The 19,033-nt window shown below is 52.2% G+C and carries 12 protein-coding genes; 5 read left to right on the top strand and 7 right to left on the bottom strand.

Features of this window, described 5'->3' with window-relative positions; translation table 11 throughout:
• Window positions 1–298 precede the first annotated feature (298 nt).
• The 4 genes from AB4N43_RS01910 to AB4N43_RS01895 all read right to left on the bottom strand — a co-directional run bounded on the left by AB4N43_RS01910 (window position 299) and on the right by AB4N43_RS01895 (window position 5,992).
• Window positions 299–631, bottom strand: a complete 333-nt coding sequence (locus tag AB4N43_RS01910) for a hypothetical protein (protein ID WP_460152991.1) — start codon at window positions 629–631, stop codon at window positions 299–301.
• Between the two features lie 264 nt (window positions 632–895).
• A complete protein-coding gene (locus AB4N43_RS01905) occupies window positions 896–2,674 on the bottom strand; it encodes a UvrD-helicase domain-containing protein (protein ID WP_128605318.1) in 1,779 nt (592 codons plus the stop codon).
• Window position 2,675: 1 nt separating this feature from the next.
• Entirely contained in the window at window positions 2,676–4,814 is a 2,139-nt protein-coding gene (locus AB4N43_RS01900; protein ID WP_460152989.1) for an ATP-dependent nuclease, read from the bottom strand.
• A 401-nt stretch (window positions 4,815–5,215) separates the two neighbouring features.
• Entirely contained in the window at window positions 5,216–5,992 is a 777-nt protein-coding gene (locus AB4N43_RS01895; protein ID WP_460152987.1) for a hypothetical protein, read from the bottom strand.
• A 430-nt stretch (window positions 5,993–6,422) separates the two neighbouring features.
• Here AB4N43_RS01895 and AB4N43_RS01890 point away from each other — a divergent pair, with 430 nt between their 5' ends.
• Both AB4N43_RS01890 and AB4N43_RS01885 read left to right on the top strand, forming a co-directional pair.
• Window positions 6,423–11,585: an AAA domain-containing protein gene (locus AB4N43_RS01890; protein ID WP_460152985.1), complete on the top strand. Its 5,163-nt coding sequence runs from the start codon at window positions 6,423–6,425 to the stop codon at window positions 11,583–11,585.
• On the top strand, window positions 11,585–13,024 hold the full coding sequence (locus tag AB4N43_RS01885; RefSeq protein WP_071172442.1) for a hypothetical protein: 1,440 nt from the start codon (window positions 11,585–11,587) through the stop codon (window positions 13,022–13,024). Before AB4N43_RS01890 ends, AB4N43_RS01885 begins: the two co-directional genes overlap by 1 nt.
• Before the next feature lie 751 nt (window positions 13,025–13,775).
• Here the strand turns inward: AB4N43_RS01885 and AB4N43_RS01880 are convergent.
• Both AB4N43_RS01880 and AB4N43_RS01875 read right to left on the bottom strand, forming a co-directional pair.
• Window positions 13,776–14,390 (bottom strand): hypothetical protein, encoded by a 615-nt coding sequence (locus AB4N43_RS01880; protein ID WP_460152983.1) that lies wholly within the window; start codon window positions 14,388–14,390, stop codon window positions 13,776–13,778.
• A 399-nt stretch (window positions 14,391–14,789) separates the two neighbouring features.
• Window positions 14,790–15,299 (bottom strand): hypothetical protein, encoded by a 510-nt coding sequence (locus tag AB4N43_RS01875; RefSeq protein WP_460152982.1) that lies wholly within the window; start codon window positions 15,297–15,299, stop codon window positions 14,790–14,792.
• A gap of 138 nt (window positions 15,300–15,437) precedes the next feature.
• Here AB4N43_RS01875 and AB4N43_RS01870 point away from each other — a divergent pair, with 138 nt between their 5' ends.
• A complete protein-coding gene (locus tag AB4N43_RS01870) occupies window positions 15,438–16,406 on the top strand; it encodes a GIY-YIG nuclease family protein (RefSeq protein ID WP_256590829.1) in 969 nt (322 codons plus the stop codon).
• A gap of 276 nt (window positions 16,407–16,682) precedes the next feature.
• Entirely contained in the window at window positions 16,683–17,651 is a 969-nt protein-coding gene (locus tag AB4N43_RS01865; protein ID WP_460152980.1) for a hypothetical protein, read from the top strand.
• Between the two features lie 145 nt (window positions 17,652–17,796).
• Here AB4N43_RS01865 and AB4N43_RS01860 read toward each other — a convergent pair whose 3' ends face one another.
• Window positions 17,797–18,276 (bottom strand): GNAT family protein, encoded by a 480-nt coding sequence (locus AB4N43_RS01860; RefSeq protein WP_460152978.1) that lies wholly within the window; start codon window positions 18,274–18,276, stop codon window positions 17,797–17,799.
• Window positions 18,277–18,424: 148 nt separating this feature from the next.
• Here AB4N43_RS01860 and AB4N43_RS01855 point away from each other — a divergent pair, with 148 nt between their 5' ends.
• Window positions 18,425–19,018 (top strand): GNAT family N-acetyltransferase, encoded by a 594-nt coding sequence (locus tag AB4N43_RS01855; protein WP_128605310.1) that lies wholly within the window; start codon window positions 18,425–18,427, stop codon window positions 19,016–19,018.
• Window positions 19,019–19,033: the final 15 nt, after the last annotated feature.

Genomic DNA, 19,033 nt, shown 5'->3' with positions numbered 1-19,033 from the left:
GAGAGTTAGATTGATCAAATTTGACGCGGTGCGTAGCGGTTCTGTTACGAGAACTTCTGACCTGAAATATGCGCATGAGCGCCTGAATCAGATGGTTTCCTCGGACGATTGTTCGAGGCCACTGAAGCGTGCCGGGCGAATCAAGTCTCAGGCGAAGAGGGTGGCGCCCAAAATGAGCAGGGGGGAGCCTTGATGCGTATAAGGGTAAAGAAACGCTGCTGTGAATTTCTAGGAATTGTTTTAAGTTGCATACCAGGACGTATCCTCCCCCGCTGCACAGCGCTGCCACTGTACCCACCTACATCGATTTGACCGAGACCACTTCCACAAACCTGAATTTTTTTCTGGCCGTCTTAGTAGCTTCTTGTTCTGCAACTAGGGAGCTCAGCGTATCGGCCTCATGCAACAGCTCGTGCATCTCACCTTCAAATTCGTTTCCCACACGGAGCGTAACTCTCAACCTAGGTGTGAAGCCTTTTGAGACTGCTTGTTTCCTCGCTGCCTTCACCGGTTGCACGATCACAACATCCGGGACTGTGTCCTGCACGCCTGAGTTAATTGCCGGCGCAGAGGGCTCCGAATCACCGAATAGCGCCCGGCGCATCTCATCTTCCATCAATTCCGTATTCATACCATTTCTCAGAAGGGTGTTATCTATAACCTGATCGATTCTATCAGGATGGCCGGACTCTGTAGTAAAGCGTCGTTGGGTCTGACACTGAAGTGACAAAGGGCCGGCAGAGCAGATACCCGCGAACGTCAGCGTCTGTCCATCTGCCGCCTATCATGGCAGGCAGCTGTCGGCCAAAAGCAGCCCCTCTCAACAGGCTGCGCGGGAATTCCGCCACTTTTTCTTCGCTACCCTAGCGTGGGGCAGCAATCGATCAGCTCAATTTTATGGCACGGTGTCATATAAGTAATTAGTCTTTACCAGTTCGCTAGTGCCCGCTTTTCCTCGCGCTGTCTCAGATATCAAAAAAAGATTCTTCCGAGCCCTAGAACAAATTACATAAAGTAGCTTTTTTGCGCTGTCGAGCGGCTTGGGATCTGCCCAGTGCGGAACCAAGCCCTCGAGCAGGGAAAAAGCGATCACATTGTCAAACTCAGCACCTTTGATGCCATGAATTGTTGAAATTGTAATGCCCGACCTAGGCCGAAAAGCTCGCTTAAAGTTATCAATACCCTCGATCAACTCTAAACCGTCACTTTTGGCGCGCGCTATCTTTTTATGGGCAGTCTCAAAAAACGATAGATAATGATTGTGTAGACTTGGATAAGTATCAAGTAAAGGTATTCGAATCAGCTCAAGAAATTTCTGGAAGTACTGTTCGAGATATTGCATCCCGTTCTGTTCGGTGAGTTGAATAGCGTTAAGCTCCTTCAACAGGCTTTTCGGAGTGTGACCGCACTTGATTCCCTCGTCAGCGAGCGCATCTACCACCTCTGTAGCCCAACGAACCCTTCTCAGATACATGTCCGGTGCAGGATCTGATAAACATATACGGCTTACTTTATACCAAAAATTGTCAAGTTCCCTTCCAAATGGAATCATGCCTGGACCATCGAAACTACATTCAGGAAGCCTGCTCATTAACCGCCGGGTCATGGCTGCCAATGACTGCCACTGCGGACCGATAATGCAAATTTCCTCCGGGCGAATCCTTTGCTCGTACAGGCTATGGCGAATCAACCGCTCAACCTCGTCCTCCAGATGGTTCGCAGAGATCGTGCGGTCATAGCAAACCACACTGTGATACTCCTTATGCTCGGAACAGGCGGTTATCGGCCCGGGGTGCAATCTATAGTTGGTAAAATACTTAACGATTTTTGTCGATGAGCGGTAATTGTAGGAAAGCGAGAGGCTCTCAATTGAAAGGAGCGATTTTTGTTTAAAATCATCGAACGCGATGGCATATCCACCGAGGCTATTAAAAATGGCTTGATCTTGATCGCCCACAATAAATGCTCGTGTCTGGTCAGGGCGGGAAGAAAATATACAGAACAAAATGAGATATTGTATTTCTTTAGTGTCTTGATACTCATCGAGCAATACGATACTAAACAAGTTGCTAAGATTCTTGGCGATCAGAGGAAAACTGGAAATTAATTTGTGCGCAAAAAACAGAATCAGCTCAAAATCAATTTTCCTTTCTTGCTTCAAAATTGCAAAGTAGCGTCTTAAAACATCGCGCACGTTTGCGTGCTTTTTGATATCAGAGCATAAAAGCGCTATTTTTCCGTCAATAAAGTGATAGCCACAGTCATACGTTTTTATTTTTGGATAGTTTGTAGACTTGCAAAGCTCCTCCAGTAATGCCTCTGCATCCGGCTGATTGATGATTGTGAATCCGCTCTCCAAGCGGGGCTCATAGATCGCGTAAGGCCGGATAATCCATTCCAGGCAAAACGAGTGTATTGTACCTATCCAGAGTTGTGCAGTTACTAGGCCCAGACGCTCCACGCGTTCAAGGATTTCATCTGCAGCCCGATGAGTATAGGTGATGGCTACGACGAATTTGCGGTGGTCATCAATTTTCCAGAGCTCTGTGGCAACTTTATAGGTAAGCGTTTTTGTTTTTCCGCTTCCCGGGCATGCCGTTAAAAACACGCTGCCCGGATGGTTGATGGCCGCAAGCTGTTTGTCGTCAAGGCCCGCACTTGAAAGGTCCATCATTTTAAATGCCCAAGAAAGTTGCTAAGACCGAGTCCTCACTTAGCAGATCGCCAAGTGAGTCCGTCAAAGTGGAAAACGACAGGCTGCCTGCCTCATACTGGACTAATAACTCCTTAGCTTGAAGGGCGTAGTTATAAAATTCCTCATAGTAATCTTCTGTGGTCAGGGTAACGATTCGATACTTCAATATCTTGATTTTTGTCTTGTGCGGCAGTTCTTCACATGCGCCTAAGACAGACTCGAGAATGTACTCAGGAATATTCGTCGCCCGGGTAATACTGTCCGCTAACAATATGGCGAACCAACCTTTGCCGAGGTGATTGGCCATCGTCAGGATTCTTTTTCCAGCCACCCCAATCTCAGCATCCTCTAGTTCGATTTTCGCGGTGTTACGCGTAGGCAGGTCAGTATAAACACGGTCGACAACGCTTTTAACCTCATGGGTGTTGTCAGCCATCAGGAAATCGACTTCAAAGGTATGTTGTGCGTAGTACGTATTCAGGTAGGGGTTGTCTCGGCCGAAATTTTCCAGACGTGTCCTTCTCGTACGGCCTGATTCTGCTGATCCCGCTACTTTCAACTTATATGCCCTAACGGAGCTACTGTCAGTCTCAAGTATGTCAGTCCCAGTGATAGCCATGTCCAGATCAGTAACGATACTGCACCTGCGACGGATCCGAGAGGGGTGGAATACGCAGGCAATGTTTTCAAAGCCTGTACTACGGATATTAATCAAGCTTATGCCCAGCTCGTCGAGGCTCACGCCGATCACCTTCTTCACTAAAGCCGGAATCATAAACTCCTCGGCATCGCCCTCAATCAATATAACTCCGCGTGCGAATAGGAGGCTGCTACGTGTCGCATCAAGGTAGCGTTGAAGATGGACAATTTCTGGATGTGTGAGTGAAACTGAAGGTTGGTAGGATTCGCAACGGACACCCTTACGGGCAAGGATATTCACGCTTTCGATGTTACTGACTTCTGCTATTTGGGTCGAGTGAGTCGAATAAATGATCTGGGTGTTGCTGTAGTTTATATTGTCAAACAAGGTTTTCTGAATGTGTGTATGAATATGGGCTTCTGGCTCTTCTACCAATAGAAAGTTGGCGGCGGTTTCACGTTGTTTTTGATACTTGAACTCCAGAAGTTTCAGAGTCAGATAGATGAGGTTGGCGCCGCCCAAGCTCAGCTCTGAAATGTCCCCAGCGTAATTCTCATCTGTTTCGCCGACAAAAAGTTTCAATGATTGAAGTAGTTTCTCTGCTTCGCTTGGTAAATCCGATCTGATATGGAGACTCGCCGGAGCGTATGCGTCACCGGCGGTTTCGCTTATTGTCGCCCTAATATCACCCCTGACATCTTGAACATCTTGGAGTGCCTCAATATCTAAGTTTAATGTTTTTACGGTATTGGTTATAGTCTCATATTTGGTTTTGTCAATTTCTTGGCTTTTGCGTGTCAGCAAGTTAAGAAGCGGGTTTTGACGGTTGCCGTTGAAGTCGGACACCACATCCCTCAACGCTTTGACGAAAGTGAACGAAACCTCCTTGGCAACCGAAAGCTGGTGAGGAATCTTGCTACCGATCAGCTTTGAGTCGAGAGCGGGAAACCAGACGGCGTCGAAGTCACCGACGATCTCCCGATAACGCGCTGGGTCAGTGAAATCGACGTCGCTTCGTCCTGTAAACCAAACTTCATAGTCGTCAATGGTCATTGATTCTTGCAAAGTAGCGAGTCCGGCTTTGTCACCCGCTGAGAGTGCTGACAGTTTAGTTCTGATGTACGAGTTCGGACGGAAAATCAGGTTGTACGTGGCCTTTTTAATCGCGTTTCCGGAGACAATTGCACCGTGATGGACAAACAACGATTGAAGGGATTCGTCGGTGCTAATGTCATCAAACTCGAGGCTGATGACTATCCAATGTCCTTTCCATGAGGTCTTCTTTCTGAAGAAGTCGCCCTCAGAGAGCTCGTGTGCCGCCCTGTAGATATTGGAGTCAAGGAGCAGTCTAATAGCTCTGAACAGATTGCTCTTTCCAGAACCGTTTTCCCCGATAATCGTGTTAACACCCGGTTTAAACACGAATTTCGCGAATTCGAAATTCCTGTAATTAACGAGGGAAACCTTAGAAAGGTGCATGCGTGCGGTCCTTGGCAAATGAGTCGCAAAGTTCGACAGTAGCAGATCGCCTGTCGCCTGCATTCACATTCCATACGCGTTGCAGGCTGTACCTATTTTTTCATGGGTATGCTACGGGAATAACGCGGGTAAAGGACGACTTGCAGCGCGGGGGCGCCAACGAGTGTTGGGGGGCGATTCACTTCCGAATGACACCTGGCACCACCAATCGCGGCGAGGAGCCTCAATCTTCAGTGCACGATAATTGCGGACGATCTTCAGAGGCCGCTTATGGCCGATTGTTGCCTGTCGTAAAGGGCTGAAGACGGCCAGAAGCTGTCGCCGAAGAAACGACTTCTTCCATGCAACTCGCTGGCCTTGTTTTAGGCATGTCTCAGCACCCGCTGCAAAGCAGCAAACTGCTACTCAATTGAGTCCCCGTTGGCGTGTTGATCCTCGGCGACTTTCATATCAAACTTGCTGTTGATTTCGCTGGTTTTGAGCTTGAAAGCAATTCCATCCAGAGGACCGACATGAAGAGTTTTCTCTCCCTCGGGTTTGCTTGAGTCGAAAACAAATCTGAACTCTTTTTGATAGGAGTAGATGTTTCGCTTTTTAAAAACGGACTCAACCACTCCGAAACTGCCGTGAAAGGTCTCGGGATCAAAATAATCGACAAGGCCTCGCCAAGACGAATAGCCCTCCGACTTGGCGGCTTTGCTTACTTTATCGATGAAATCCGCGACCTTGATGATTAGAACGGCATGCTCTCCAAGCGAAAGCATTTCCTCGCCTAGCGTTGCGTGTATCTTCAACATTGAATTGATTTTCTCGACCACGCACAGTCGCTCCTCTTCTGTTTCATACGATTCCTCGAAGTCCGGTACGGTAACAGCGTACATACAGAAAGCATTCAGACGATCGTGCGCTGTGCTCTGCATCACTAGCGGGCCGGCCAGCCCTTCTATTGGAAAGGATTTCTCCTCCCCGTCCGGCGTTCTAAATGAAATCGTCAGAGATATGCGGTCAGGTTGATGCCAATCCGAAGGCGCCTCAAATTGGTCGCCTCGTGCGACATCACCCTCTATCCGTTTGAACTGCCCAATCGTTTTACAGAACATCTCTCCTGTTTGAATGAATGCATCAGCGTATTCCTCCTTATCAAACACCTTAACTAGAAGAGCTATTTTTCGGGTCATGAGCCAATCTCAATATTGATTCGAACACGCGTAGCCTAGATTCAATTTCGGCAATGGGAGAAGCAGCTTCCACAATGCGAAAAGCCGATGACGCAGGACGATGCTCAGGGCCAAGCCGGTACGGCGTGTTATCAATGTACATGACGCGCGTCTGCCTCAAGCTTCTTGTTCCGTGGCGAACGGCGTTGTCATTCGGCTGGTATGGGTTGACTGCTGCCTGTCGCGAGGGCTTGCAGGGGTTTACACTGAAATTGAAGCTGATAATTGCCTTTTTTACGGTCCGCTTTTGGCCGACAGCTGCCGGATTTAGCGATCACTTAGCCCGTCACTGGGGAGTGAAGGGATCTTGGCGCAGTTAGCCTTCGACATCGGCACGACGCCGAGCTTTGAGCGCGGGTCGAGTCGATGTAAGTCCTAGAAAGCGAAAACTGTGGGTTGGGCGGATCTCAAAAAAACCGGATCAAAAATCGCTAAATTACCCGATCTTACATTTCAATGCGCCACCATTTCCCTTAACGTATGGCAGATTGACTCCATTATAAAAAAGTTCGGGGATTACATGGACGTACGCTATTGGGAAGGAGGTCTCCTTTCTTTTGAGATCGACGCTATCGACAAGATGGCCAAAGCATTTGGGCCCAAAGAGCTGCCCCCGGAGCCGGGGGCAGGCTCCACGAAAGGGAAGTCGTTTGACGTTCTAAAACAACTGAAGAAACCCGAGGCAGACCACGGTGTATGGCCTTGGCGCGGCTACGCAGGCTTTCGTTTTGCGAACTCGCGGGGCTCTGATGGGGAGTTTGACCTTGTCATCGTCACCCATAGCCTCGTTCTTGTTGTCGAGCTTAAGCATTGGCGCGGCGAGATCACAAACCACGGCGGTAAATGGCACCAAGACGGGAAGGAAACAGAAGTCTCGCCGGTAGACAAAACCCGTCGGAAAACCTTTGAGCTGAGGAAACGAATCAAGGGCCTAAAGTCTCGGCTGCCTAACGGGAAAGAGCCCTGGATCGACTTCTGCATTGTGCTCACCGGAAAATGCACCCTGAATCTACCTGAGGTCGAGATGCAGCATGTCATGCTGCTGGACGACTTCCTGGAAATGGCCGACCCTAAGCGGTTTAAGGACCGATTCAACGCGCGCTCGAATATCGGCTTGAACGAGCATTTCGGCTTCTTCGATGGCATCATTAATGAAGGCACGGTCAAGCCCAAAGAGCTTGTTGTCGATGACTATCGTGCGCAGTCTCAAGCGGTGTTCACACACCCCACAGAAGTCTACCGAGAGTACGACGCGGTCAATATCCATAACAAGGATGACCGTGCCATGGTCCGGCTCTGGGACTTTTCGAAGCTCGATGACACCCGTGCTCGAACGACTGAAGGACGATACCGAATCCTGTCGCGCGAGAGGGATGTCATGGTCTACCTCCGTCTGCGCGATCAGGAATTGATGAATCGCTGTGCTCGCCCTAAGCGTAATGCCAGCCCCGACAGTATCACCGAGCAATATGCCGAATTGCTTGAAATGCCGGACGGGCATTACCGCCTGAACGAGTTCATCAACCGTTTTGTGGAGCGGATGACTGCGCTTGAGCGTGTCCAGCTTTTCAAAATTCTTCTGGCCCAATTTGCCGGGCTGCATGGATTCAACATTGCTCATCGTGATCTGGGTGACCACAGCGTGTGGTTCTCTCCATCGTCATCGTTCGCTCTTTCCAATTTCATCAGCGCCTATTACCAGCCTGTCGGTACTCTCGGCGATTTGCGTACACTGCTAAGCATCGGTGCTATTGCGCTCCCTGAAGACCTGGACACTGCGATGGAAGGCAGTACGCCATTTTGTCGTGATGTCTTCGCGCTCGGGCTGATGGGTTGGCATCTGCTTCAGGCCCGGCCAATGCCTCTGAAGCTCGATGTCGCCTACGTTGCAAGTATTCAAGCTCAGGTTGAGTCATCAGAAGAGTGGCCTGCAAACGTCCTCGTGCAAGCATTGCAGAATGATCCAAAGGAGCGGTTCGCTCATGCCGGTGCATTTCAACAGGCATTGAGCGAGTCTACACCGGACAACTCTGCCAGTTTTGAGTTTGATGACCGGCAGCTGGACGTTTTCTCTACCGATCTACGGCTGAGTTCCGCTTACCGGGAGGACGATGACCCTATCGCCGACACGGCAGAGAAATTGATTTATCGATCCGGCGCCCTGGTCGTGAAATCGTGGCCGTCGATCAATGCCCGGGATCCCAAGGACGGCCAAGGGCCGATGTTGATGGCTTTCTTTGAAGTCCTAGAACAGCTGAAAGGAAGCGGTTTCGCCTTTCTGCCAAAAATTGAACACTTTGGTTACGACCGCAGCGGTAACCCATTCCTGGCTCAGGAGCATATCGACGGTGAGCACTGGGATGAGCTGAAGGGGTTGTCAGTTGAGACCCGTATCGTCGTCGCCCACGGGCTAATCGAGGCAGTTGACGGGTTGCACGGCCAGCAATTGAGCCACGGCGATCTGCATCCACACAACGTCAAAGTCAATGTCGATTCCGCTCCCGAAAATACCCAAGTCTACCTGCTCGACTGTCCGGATTTCTCGGCTTCAGGCGCGTCACCGGTCAACACCCGCTACAGCCCCGTATTGGAAAACTGCACCCCAGCAGAGCGAGACAACTTTGCTGTGATGAGAATGGTGTTTGAGCTCCTGGACATGGACTGGGACGTGCCGTCGCAAAAGGACATTCCCGCCCTGAGGGCGGCCGTCGCCCACGAGATGGATACTGAATCCGGCTTTCTTTCCCTGGAGCGTTTCAAGGATGCTCTGGAAGCTGCTTTCACGCCTGCAAAAACCATTGAAATCGTCTCTGTCGTCCTTAGAAACAGAAGTGGCGATGCATTTGAGATCCTACCTGACAACGGGAAAGTATTCGTTGTCGTGAAACCCGACCAAAGAGCCCCCACCAAAGCCTTGGAGGTGACGTTCGCAGGTATCGGCGGGCAGTTACTGACCGAGTTCAATCCTGCTTCCAAGCAGTTTGTAAATGCGTTCAGGGCCAATCAGGAGATGCGGGTTCCCGCCTATCTGGCGCGTCAGGCAAACCACCACATAGAGGCACGGTTCAGCATTTCGGGCGGTACCAGCGTCAATGTCTATGAGCTGACCAAGCTTCTGGCAAAAGACGAGGCGTTTTTAAATCTCGCCGCGCAGGTGCATGACGCTGAAGTGCGTAAGCAAGCGGCGATTGAGGACGGTGAAAGCGTAGCGGACTCGATTACTGGTGAGGACGAGGACAACGGACTGGCCATAGATGAGGCGCAGCTAGAAGCTGTGAAAGTGCGCAGTTTCCCTGTCAGTCAGATATGGAAAACCATCACCTCTACTGAACTTGAGGCCCAGCCCTCTTTCCGTGTTTCCGAGGAACCACACTTCCACAAGGATGGCGTAGGACTTTTGATTCCCTACGCCATGGATGCGAAGGCCCTTGAGAGTTTTGAGGCGGGAGACAACATCCGACTGATCCTCAGAGACGGGGAGAAGGATATTGATATCGGTGAGATCAACCTGGGCATGAGCGTGCGTGATGCAGTCTACGTGCTTGCCTCCAGTCGTTCGAAACGCGTACAGGCTGACTCTCAATTGTTCCTCCAAAGCCGGCAAAATAAGACATCAATGACGCGTCGTCGTGGTGCGATGGAGCGGATTTTGAACCGGCAGTCAGTGCTGCCAGATTTGATGGATTACTTCGACGAAAAATGCAAACTGGCACCAAGGGGGTATGCAGAAGAGCCCAGCGATGCAGACTTTGCAGTGTACGAACGCACTACTGCAAGTGGCACGGTCATCGGACTGAATGAGGCCCAGCGTGCCGCATTTACGCAGCTTATCACTACAGGCCCAGTGGGCCTTTTGCAGGGGCCTCCGGGAACAGGTAAGACAGAGTTCATCGCGGCCTTCATCCATTATCTGATCAGCAAGGTCGGGGTGCGAAATATCCTCCTTGTCAGCCAGTCTCATGAAGCTGTCAATACTGCAGCAGAACGGATCCGCGCGCACTGCCGTCGACTGGACACCGAGCTGAACGTTGTGCGTTTCAGTAACCGTGACCAGGTTGTCTCTGAGGAGCTACTGGACGTTTATTCTCGCAATATCGTCGACCGCCAGAGAAATGGGTTTAGCGCTGAACTTAAGGAGCGCGTGGGCTTCATGGCTTCGTCGTTAGGTTTAAGTAAGGCTTTTGCCCAGACGATGGTCGATGTGAATCAGCGAGTGTTTCACTTGGTCCGATCGTTGAAAAAGCTGGACGAGGAAATTTTGCGCGCTCAGGGAAACGGAGCAGATCGAATGGCTTTGCAAGCGCTGAAGTCCTCTCTGATGGGCGAGCTGAATCTTAATGCCAGCTTGTTTCTTGGCGAGCTGGGTGAGGGCGAAAGCTCACCCCAAGAATTGCTGGAGCGCATCTATGATCACGTCCAAACGGTTCATGGCGTGCGGCCTCCGGAATTTAAACACTGCCTTGACCTGATCCAACTTTCTCATGAGTACGTTGAGCGCCTGTCGAGCAACAGGGCCAATTATGATGAGTTCCTCATGCGGTCCAGGACATTGGTTTGCGGCACCTGCGTGGGTATCGGACTGCAACATCTCAAGCTTGCAGAAACCCATTTTGATTGGGTCATCATCGACGAGGCTGCTCGATCGGCGCCGAGTGAATTGGCGATCGCCATGCAGGTGGGCTCTCGGGTCCTGCTAGTCGGCGACCACAACCAGCTGCGTCCTACGTATGAGGAAGAACATAAGGTAGCTATTGCCCGTTCCCTGGGCATTACCACCAGCTCAGCTGAATTCCAGCAGGTCATGCGCAGCGACTTTGAGCGAGTGTTCCATTCCCAGTATGGGCGTGCCACTCGAGCGACGCTCAATACGCAATATCGAATGCTTCCAGCGATTGGCGATCTGGTTAACGAGATCTTTTATGACATCGACCTTGAGAACGGTTACAGACCAAGTCCTACCTATTTTTCACAAAAGGTTCCTGAGTGCCTGTCCCATGTGGTGACCTGGATCGACACCAGCGAGTTAGGCAAGAAAGCCTACGACAGCGGCACGCTGAGCCTGTCTAACAATGCTGAAGCGGATGCGATCATACGGCTGCTAGAAGAAATCGCAGAGGACACCGAATTTTGCGCGGGCATGGCTATGGAGATGGCCGAGTCGCAAGAACCTCCAATCGGGGTCATCTGCATGTATCTCGATCAGCGAAAACTAGTGAGAAAGAGATTTGCCGAGAAAATCTGGTCGGAGGAGTTCCGCAAGCTGGTAAAAATTGAGACCGTCGATAGTTATCAGGGTAAAGAAAACAACATCATCATAGTCTCCCTGACTCGGGCCAAAGCGGATCAATCACCTGGCTTTTTGGCGACCCCGAATCGTATCAACGTCGCGATGTCACGCGCGATGGAGCGGTTGGTCATCGTAGGCAGTTTGAAAATGTGGAGCGGCAGGAACGCGAGGCTTCCATTGGGTCAGGTAGCCAGCTTTATCCAGACGAAACAGGACACGATCAACTACTGCATCAAACCAGTGACGCCGGCCAGGAGGGTTGTCTGATGGAGCTTAACCCAGTTGTTCTATTCGAGCTGGACGTCGTGGTGCCCGCGCAACAGTTCCGTATTGAGTACACCCTTGTGGATAAAGGGGGCCTGCCAGTCGTACCGGAATTTCTTCTGCGGCTGCTAAAAATTTCGGCGCTGCTGCCAGCTGAAATCGCCAATTATTTCGGGTTTACGGCTCAAGAGCTCAGTTTTGCAATCACACCGTTTCTACAAACGGGGGAGCTTAAAACGCGTCCTGATGGGCGAATAGAGCTGACCGATAAAGGCCGTGGCTTGTTTGCCAGCAACCATGAGTCACCGATTGTGAAGCGCAAGGAAGAGCGCGAGCAGATGTTCGTGTTTGAGCTCCTGTCGTTTACTTGCCTTGGAAAAAGCCTTGGAGATGCCGACTCCAAACGTTGCCTGGAATTGCAGGCGCCAAGCGATACGCTTTCCGAGTCCGGTGCTAAGGCCGTCGGTGCGTTCATGCGTCAAATTTACGACATTTATCGCGCTGGTCACCTGGGCGGGCAGGCGCAGGATGGGGGGCCGCCGGAGCTCTACAAGGTCGCAGGCGTTCAAAAAGTAAGGGATGGCTGGGAAAAGATAGAAGAGCGTGTAAGCATTGATGCCGACTCTCGGCAGATACGCTTTGTCGCGAAGGAAGGCCTGCGCGAAAACGAGATCTATATGCGTCAGCGTACGGAGCAGCTGGGCCGCATGCTGGGTAGAGGAAACCTCAATCAGGTTCTTCAGCTCGCCGACATCTTGGGAGATTCGGACGCCTATGACTTTATGTCTTCAAATGGGCTGGACCTTTCTGCTCTGTACAACAGCGCAAGTGCCGTTGCACAGGTTAGAGAGTCTTCCGGGCTGCGACTTTTTGGATCGCTTCAATTACAGCAAAACTGGGATAGAGTTTCTTCGGTGCTGCGCAAACATCAGAAAGCGCTTCAGGGTGAACCGCAAGCCGCCCCGATTAGCCTGTCCTGGCTGGCTCCGGCCTCTCACGAGCTCTGGGGCCGCTCGGCCAGGCATGCCCAGATTTGCAGTGCATTTTCTGATCTCTCAAAAACAAAAAGCAAGGGAGGCGGGAATGATGGAAAACCTGTTTTCGACGCTAAGATTTTGATCCCTGTTTCTGCCAGCGATGATTGGCCGGCGATCAAGCGCGCAAAAGGCGACTGCAACAATGCCAGACTGCTTCTGTGCGGCTTTGTAGAGTCAGAGCAACTGGCGCCGCTTGAGGCGATGGTCATTCAGGGAAAATGCGCGGTCGTGATTTACCATTTGGTTTTGCCGACGTTGTCTCCGGTGCCTATCCCATTCGGATTCATCACGGAGGATGCGGCCAAGATCCTTAATGTTGAAAACCTGATAAACCGCACGATGGGCGAGTACGTCACAGGTAATACGCAGCGTTACCTCGGTAGCTTCGAGCGACCCGCCGCCTGAGAGCAGGGACTGGGAACCTTCGCAGCGGTGGGGTAAAGGCGTCGGGCTTTCGACCTGGGGGTCGGCTGTTTTGGCATACCCCCGGATAAGGCGAACACTTCGGTAGCCCCCTTAGCCACGATGGCTTGGGGGCAGCTTGATTCATCAGCTTCAGATTTATCCGGTCAACGATGCAACAACCCATCCATCTACACGTCCGAGATCTGCCACGACAGGCAACCGCGCTCGAGTTTGCCGCTTCCACTGGCCCCGCGCATCGGCTAGAGATGCGTTGAAAAATGCGCCGCCGAAGTCTCGTTCACTGGATCGGTTTGAGGTCCAGTCGGAGGGTACTCGCGGCTATGTGAGCAGGTGGGCCAGAGCTGCAACCGTAAAGCTCAGGCCTACGAGCAGCGCAACTTTGGAGCGCATCTGGTAAGGACGATAGTGGGCGCTTTCAATCTTCGAAAACTCGGCTTCTCCGATGCCTGCATCGCTTCTCGCGTACAAAGCGATTTGGAGATTGCTCCTGGATTTTTCAGGGTCCCGCTTCGCCTCAACGTAGCGTGAATAGTTCCAGTACGAAATCCCAAGTGCTGTTGCGCACAGAGCCCATATCACTGATTGGATGAACAATACGGATGTCACGTTGCTCCTACCTCCTTGAACACAAATCCTATCGGTTTTCAACGGCCCGCAATGCCGCCTTGATGCTCACCTACAATTTTGGCCCAACGTTTGACGGTCGGGCCTGGTGTGTACCTGGGTAGGGTCAGACCTTCACTGGGGATGTCAGAATGTTCGGATCGAGCACGATCAAGATCGGATAAGTCACCCCGTACTGCCGTTCGTTGCCAGCAACAGCTTGATAGCCAGCTGCAATTGAAGCATCGACGATATCTTCGATGCAGTCCCGCGTCGTCTGCTGAAGTAGATTCCAGGCAAGCAGGCCAGCAGCGGTTTCACGCTGATAAAGAGCGAGATGCGCCATCTGTGCCATCAGCAGATCTCCGGGCCTAACTGCATACTTCATGATCTCGCCTGTCCTCCAGCCACCTTCCCAGTAGGGCTGGTACTCTGCTTGGATATTGCCCTTGCCCGGACGGCGGCTTACAACAAGCTGACGCAGACGCTCCGACTCCTGCGGTGTACACGTCACTCCTGGGTCAGAGATATCAAGCACATGCGCCCCCGGTTTAAGAGTTGCCTGATACACGTTGGGACTAGCATCGGGCCCTCCAGCGCTCCCCACAGCGAACTCACGATTTCTCGTGAAAAATAAGCCTTTGTGGAGCGGTGAGCGCCCCTTTAGAACGCCACGGCCAGTCAAGGTCCACTGATTGATGGTAGAAGGTGTTCCATGTAGCCAGCCTGTGCAGATGTTCACTGTTCTTTCCTTGTCCTAGAAGCTCCGGCGAGCCGGAGCGACCTCGTCTAAATTACTCGACCGGCTTGTACACATGCCGAGTAATCGCGAAACCATCATCGACTGACAGAACCTCGAAATCGTTCCCGAGCTGCCGAGCCATAGCTCGGAACGCAGTGATCTCTTCATCGTCTTGGTTGCTCTTGGCTCCCTGGTAGGTCTTGCCGATCTCGCGAATGCTATGCTCGATCAGACCCAACACGGACTCAGGCATATTCAGATGGGACGGTGATCTGCTTATTGCTCATGCGGTGCCCTTATGTCATGAAGGTTGAACAGCGGAGCTCCAAAAGTAGAATTCCGCTACTGCCAAAGCCCCACGTTTTACGGCAGGGCTTGAGTGTTCCGGGTGCGAATTTTCTACAGAAATACGGTGTCAGTGAGGGTCTTGCTACCATCAGCACTGGTGGTGGTCATCCGCATCCGCGCTCCCTCGCCACCTCGCGTCTCAAAGCCCTCGGGTGGATCGATCAAGAACCCGGCAGTGCGGGTGCTGGCATCGCCGAGGCCATAGACTGGGTTTTCTCCTTCAGCGCTCGGCTTCACATCGCCAAAACACGGCAACACCGCGTCGCTCTCTTCGGGCGTCAGTGGCAGGTACATATTATTGGAGTGCTGCACCAATTCACCGCTGCAGTGGCGCAACAGGTAGATATCAGACCCGAAGATGCCTTGGCGGCGTCGGATCTGCACGACGTAGCCGATCTGATTGATCAGCGGCGCCGGTCCTGGCCCCGTCAGCACGTACTGACCAAACTTGGGCAGTCGATCCTGAAAGCCGCTAAACATGGTCGTCGCGCGATCCTTCCAAACGGTCGGTTGGAGTACGCGGGCGAAGACCTCTTGATAATCTGGCTTTTCGCGGTCCATCGTAATTGCCCCCTCATTTTCACGGACGCGAAAACTGCGCCCCATTACCGCCGAGCCCGCGCGTCAATGGCGGGCAGATGATCCAGCGGATTCCCATGGTCAGTTAGTAAAGGGTCCGGAGCGCCTCAAGAAATCAGCTTGACCGTAAAAGCCGCCGCAAAAGCCTGTGGGCAACTCGCCATTATCACGCTTATATTACCAGCTCCGGGCAGAGCGCAAGCCGTCGATGCACACCTCACCTACAACGAATACACTCGCGATCCTGACTACCTGGGGAGCGTTGCATTGAAGCTGTTCGATCTATTGAAACTGTGGGAGCCGACGTTTTCTCCGGAACGGGCCAAGGTCCACCTGGCCAGGTACAACGGCGAGGATCATCCGCTCGACGTGTTCATACAGGGAGGCTTCGACGTATGGCAGAGTCGGCAAAGCAACCGCAATTTTAAGCTGCCCTACGTGGTTTCGCTGATTCAAGCGGGCAGTCCAACCCGCTGGTTGTTTGCGGGTCTGTTTCGGACAATGGATTGTGTCGAAAGAGACGGCCCGAAGCCTGACTACATCTACACCCTGGAGCGTGTGCCGGCGGCCGAAGAGTGGGTAGGGCGGCTGTATCTGAGCAGCAGCTACACCAAACGTAACTCCTACCCGTATGGTCAAACCCTGGCAGAGGACTTGGCAGTGACTGAACTGCTGGCCGAACGCCTCAGCATTGGCCATTTCCCTGGCTTCAAAAAGGTCAACCTGACCAAAAGCCAACTCGATGTGGTGGTCCAGCAGAACGTTGATTCCTGGCGCTCAGCCCTTTCGAGCGTCAAGGGTATCTACCTCATCACCGATACCCATACCGGCAAGCTTTACGTGGGCAAGGCCGACGGGGAGACAGGTATCTGGGGGCGCTGGTGTACGTATTCGACGACCAGCCATGGCCACAACGTGGCGCTGAAGCGGGAGTTTGGTATTGATGCTCCACCCGAACGCGAAAAAGATCTGCGATTCTCATTGCTGGAGATCGCAGACCTGCACGCGATGCCGGGGGAAATTGATGCCCGCGAGAGCCATTGGAAGGAAATCCTGTTGACCAGGTCGCATGGTTACAACCTTAACTAGTCATCATCAAAGCGTCGTGGGTAATTGCACCGACTCGCCCGCCCAGCATTCCGTCTGACCAGTCATTTGCATCGGATATGACCGCAGACCTCGTGGCCATGGCCGCTAACGAACGACCCAATGCTGACAAATGTGAGAGGCAAATTCGCCGTATAGGTAGCGATGGCGTCCACTCAAAATTCGCGGGTAGGTGCCCCCTGCGCAATTTCAGCGATCGAGTAGAATGAGCTTTGAACCCGAACGGCCAGGCTGAACGAATGCTCCGGAGGTATTCCCATGACAGATAACCCAATCGCTTTACGCAACGGTAACCAGGTCAGCCCAGCGGATGAAATTTACCCGCGCAAAAGTGGTGGCCAATACGGTAAAAAACTCGGTGTCGTCGGAGACCTGGTACCAGCGCTGAATTGTTATCAGATAACGGTGGTAAAAACGTGTGATGAAGAGCGAATCATCGGGGCAATAAAGGGAATGCTGGAAGACAATCGCCTGCTGGACCTCAAGTTTAGCTACCAGGCGATCATCGACAGCTTTCAAACGTACGTCGACCACGAGCAAGATGATACGTTGGGGCATACACAGCAAATGTGCACGGTAGCAACCCCCCAATTCAAGCATGCTTTCGAGAGTGCGCTGTCATCTTTCAATCCCTACCGGTTTGACCGGACCCCTCGGCGATTCGTCAGTGACGCGCTATTACCGCTGGTGACCATGGCTGATGCCTACCTCATCGTGTTGTCGATCGGTTTTCACTCGCGAACCAAGCGCACTCCATTGACAGCGCGCAAAGACAGCGTCGTTCTTCCTCTTATCGACGATGCCATCAAACTGCTCGAAGATCGACTCCAATACGCACTGTTACCATCAGGCTCTGCTAAAAAGTCTCCAATGGCGGCACTGCTTTTCAGCAGAAATATGAAAGGGTTTCTGCATTTCTACCCGTATTGCAAAGGGTATGACGGCGAGGCTGGAATTGTGCAGATGGTGTCAGAAGCGAACGAGAAGGAGTCTGGCGACTATTTTGATGGGTATATGGTGTCAAGCAGAATCCTGGGCGATGCCGATCCCTACTTAGTATTTGCCGAGACGCTTATTGAGTTGCTCAATCGATTCAAAGCCCTGCGTAATATAAGGCTAAACTTTGATCCTGATCCTGATGCTGAGCCGCAGTCAGATCCTAGGGCAATCCTCACCCATTCCGACAACAATACGCTGGCGCTCACCGCAGAAGTCCCGGCCACATAGCGGAACGAAAAGCTGGCCAGATCGGTCGCGGACTCGTCACTGGATACGGCTTGCCTCGAGCGCGACGAATCCTTCAACTAAATCCGGGTTGGATTATCGGCACCTGAGCTCTGAACGAGGAAGGTGCCTTTGGCTAAAACTACCCTCAAACCTCGAAAATCCGAAGATATTGCTGGGAAGGCAGACCCGAAACGCCGTCCACAATTTCGGTGGGGGAGGTAGAGAGGGCTCGGGCTGCGACCTTCTGGGATGCAATGTTCGAGTTCGGCACAATGGCCTCGACGTACAGCTTGAGAACTTTGCCCCGTGTTTCGTGCTGGAGCTGGGTCAGGCTCTTTTCGACTACTGCGTGCGCGTTGCCTTTCTGTCGATAGGGCTCGGCAACTGCATAGCCGATGTCAAAATAGGGAGTGTTGCCCACGGACTTCTCTAGGAAGTACACAGCGACGGCCTTGACTACCTTCCCTTCCATCAGGGCGTAGGTGGATCGGGGGGTGCCGTCTGCATCGTCGTGTAAAACGATCAGGTCAGGGAACAGAGAGCTGAGGCGTGGCTGGATCAAACCAGCAGTTAGAGCCTCCTGGAAGCCGAGCAGGCTTTGAAGCGGGTCCTGAGCGTGGGACATTTCGTTTCTCTTTGAGGGCGCCGCTGTGGGCAAGGGGCATTTTGGTATGGGCGTACGGTTTACTCGGCATTTTTGAGCAGAATCGAATAATCTCATCAGCGAGAAGGACGTCCATGTTTACGTCCGAGAAAACTGACAGGGAACGACTATGACCCAGCTACAAGAGGCCCCACAAGACATCATTGAGACCTTTCTTCCGACGATTCTTGAGAATGATGCGAAAGGGATTTTGTCTGATTTATTGGGGCAACCCGGGCTCGCTATGCACTTCATGGGGTTCTCAGAAGCCCAGACAGTGCGGGCGATTCGTCACGTGGTCGGGATCCTTGAAGAGTGCTACCGCGCAGGCCACCTCAAGATTGTAGTGAGCCATGAAGACACCCGACTCTATGGCTATGCCATGTTCTTCGTGCACCAGGTTCCCTCCATGCCACGTTACTGCCACAAAATCTTTGTGTTCGAGCCCTACAGGGGGCATGGCCTTGGTAGTCAATTGCTGAATGGCGTAGTGAACTATTCGCAAGGCACTTGCCTGCTTTGCAGACACGATTTGGTTCCGTTCTACGAGCGTGCTGGCTTGGAGTTCAAGGGCGAATTCACACCGCCGACCGCTCAGCAAGGCTTTGCCTTATCGAGGGATATGTATGCTGGCCTCGCCCTAATGGGAGCACCAGGGTCTGAAGATGGATCGCCGGTTTTCATGTTGAACGATGACGACATCAAGCAGCTTCTAGTCATTTGACTTGTTGGCCCTCTC

Source organism: Pseudomonas sp. S2_B07, from assembly GCF_054668435.1.
Note: the sequence above shows the minus strand (reverse complement) of the source record. Positions and strands in the feature narration are given on the sequence as shown.

Excerpts from the sequence above, each read along its gene's own strand:
- AB4N43_RS01905 (WP_128605318.1), bottom strand. The coding sequence starts at position 2,674 with ATGATGGACCTTTCAAGTGCGGGCCTTGACGACAAACAGCTTGCGGCC.
- AB4N43_RS01875 (WP_460152982.1), bottom strand. The coding sequence starts at position 15,299 with ATGGACCGCGAAAAGCCAGATTATCAAGAGGTCTTCGCCCGCGTACTC.
- AB4N43_RS01855 (WP_128605310.1), top strand. The coding sequence starts at position 18,425 with ATGACCCAGCTACAAGAGGCCCCACAAGACATCATTGAGACCTTTCTT.
- AB4N43_RS01900 (WP_460152989.1), bottom strand. The coding sequence starts at position 4,814 with ATGCACCTTTCTAAGGTTTCCCTCGTTAATTACAGGAATTTCGAATTC.
- AB4N43_RS01860 (WP_460152978.1), bottom strand. The coding sequence starts at position 18,276 with ATGTCCCACGCTCAGGACCCGCTTCAAAGCCTGCTCGGCTTCCAGGAG.
- AB4N43_RS01885 (WP_071172442.1), top strand. The coding sequence starts at position 11,585 with ATGGAGCTTAACCCAGTTGTTCTATTCGAGCTGGACGTCGTGGTGCCC.
- AB4N43_RS01895 (WP_460152987.1), bottom strand. The coding sequence starts at position 5,992 with ATGACCCGAAAAATAGCTCTTCTAGTTAAGGTGTTTGATAAGGAGGAA.
- AB4N43_RS01910 (WP_460152991.1), bottom strand. The coding sequence starts at position 631 with ATGAATACGGAATTGATGGAAGATGAGATGCGCCGGGCGCTATTCGGT.
- AB4N43_RS01865 (WP_460152980.1), top strand. The coding sequence starts at position 16,683 with ATGACAGATAACCCAATCGCTTTACGCAACGGTAACCAGGTCAGCCCA.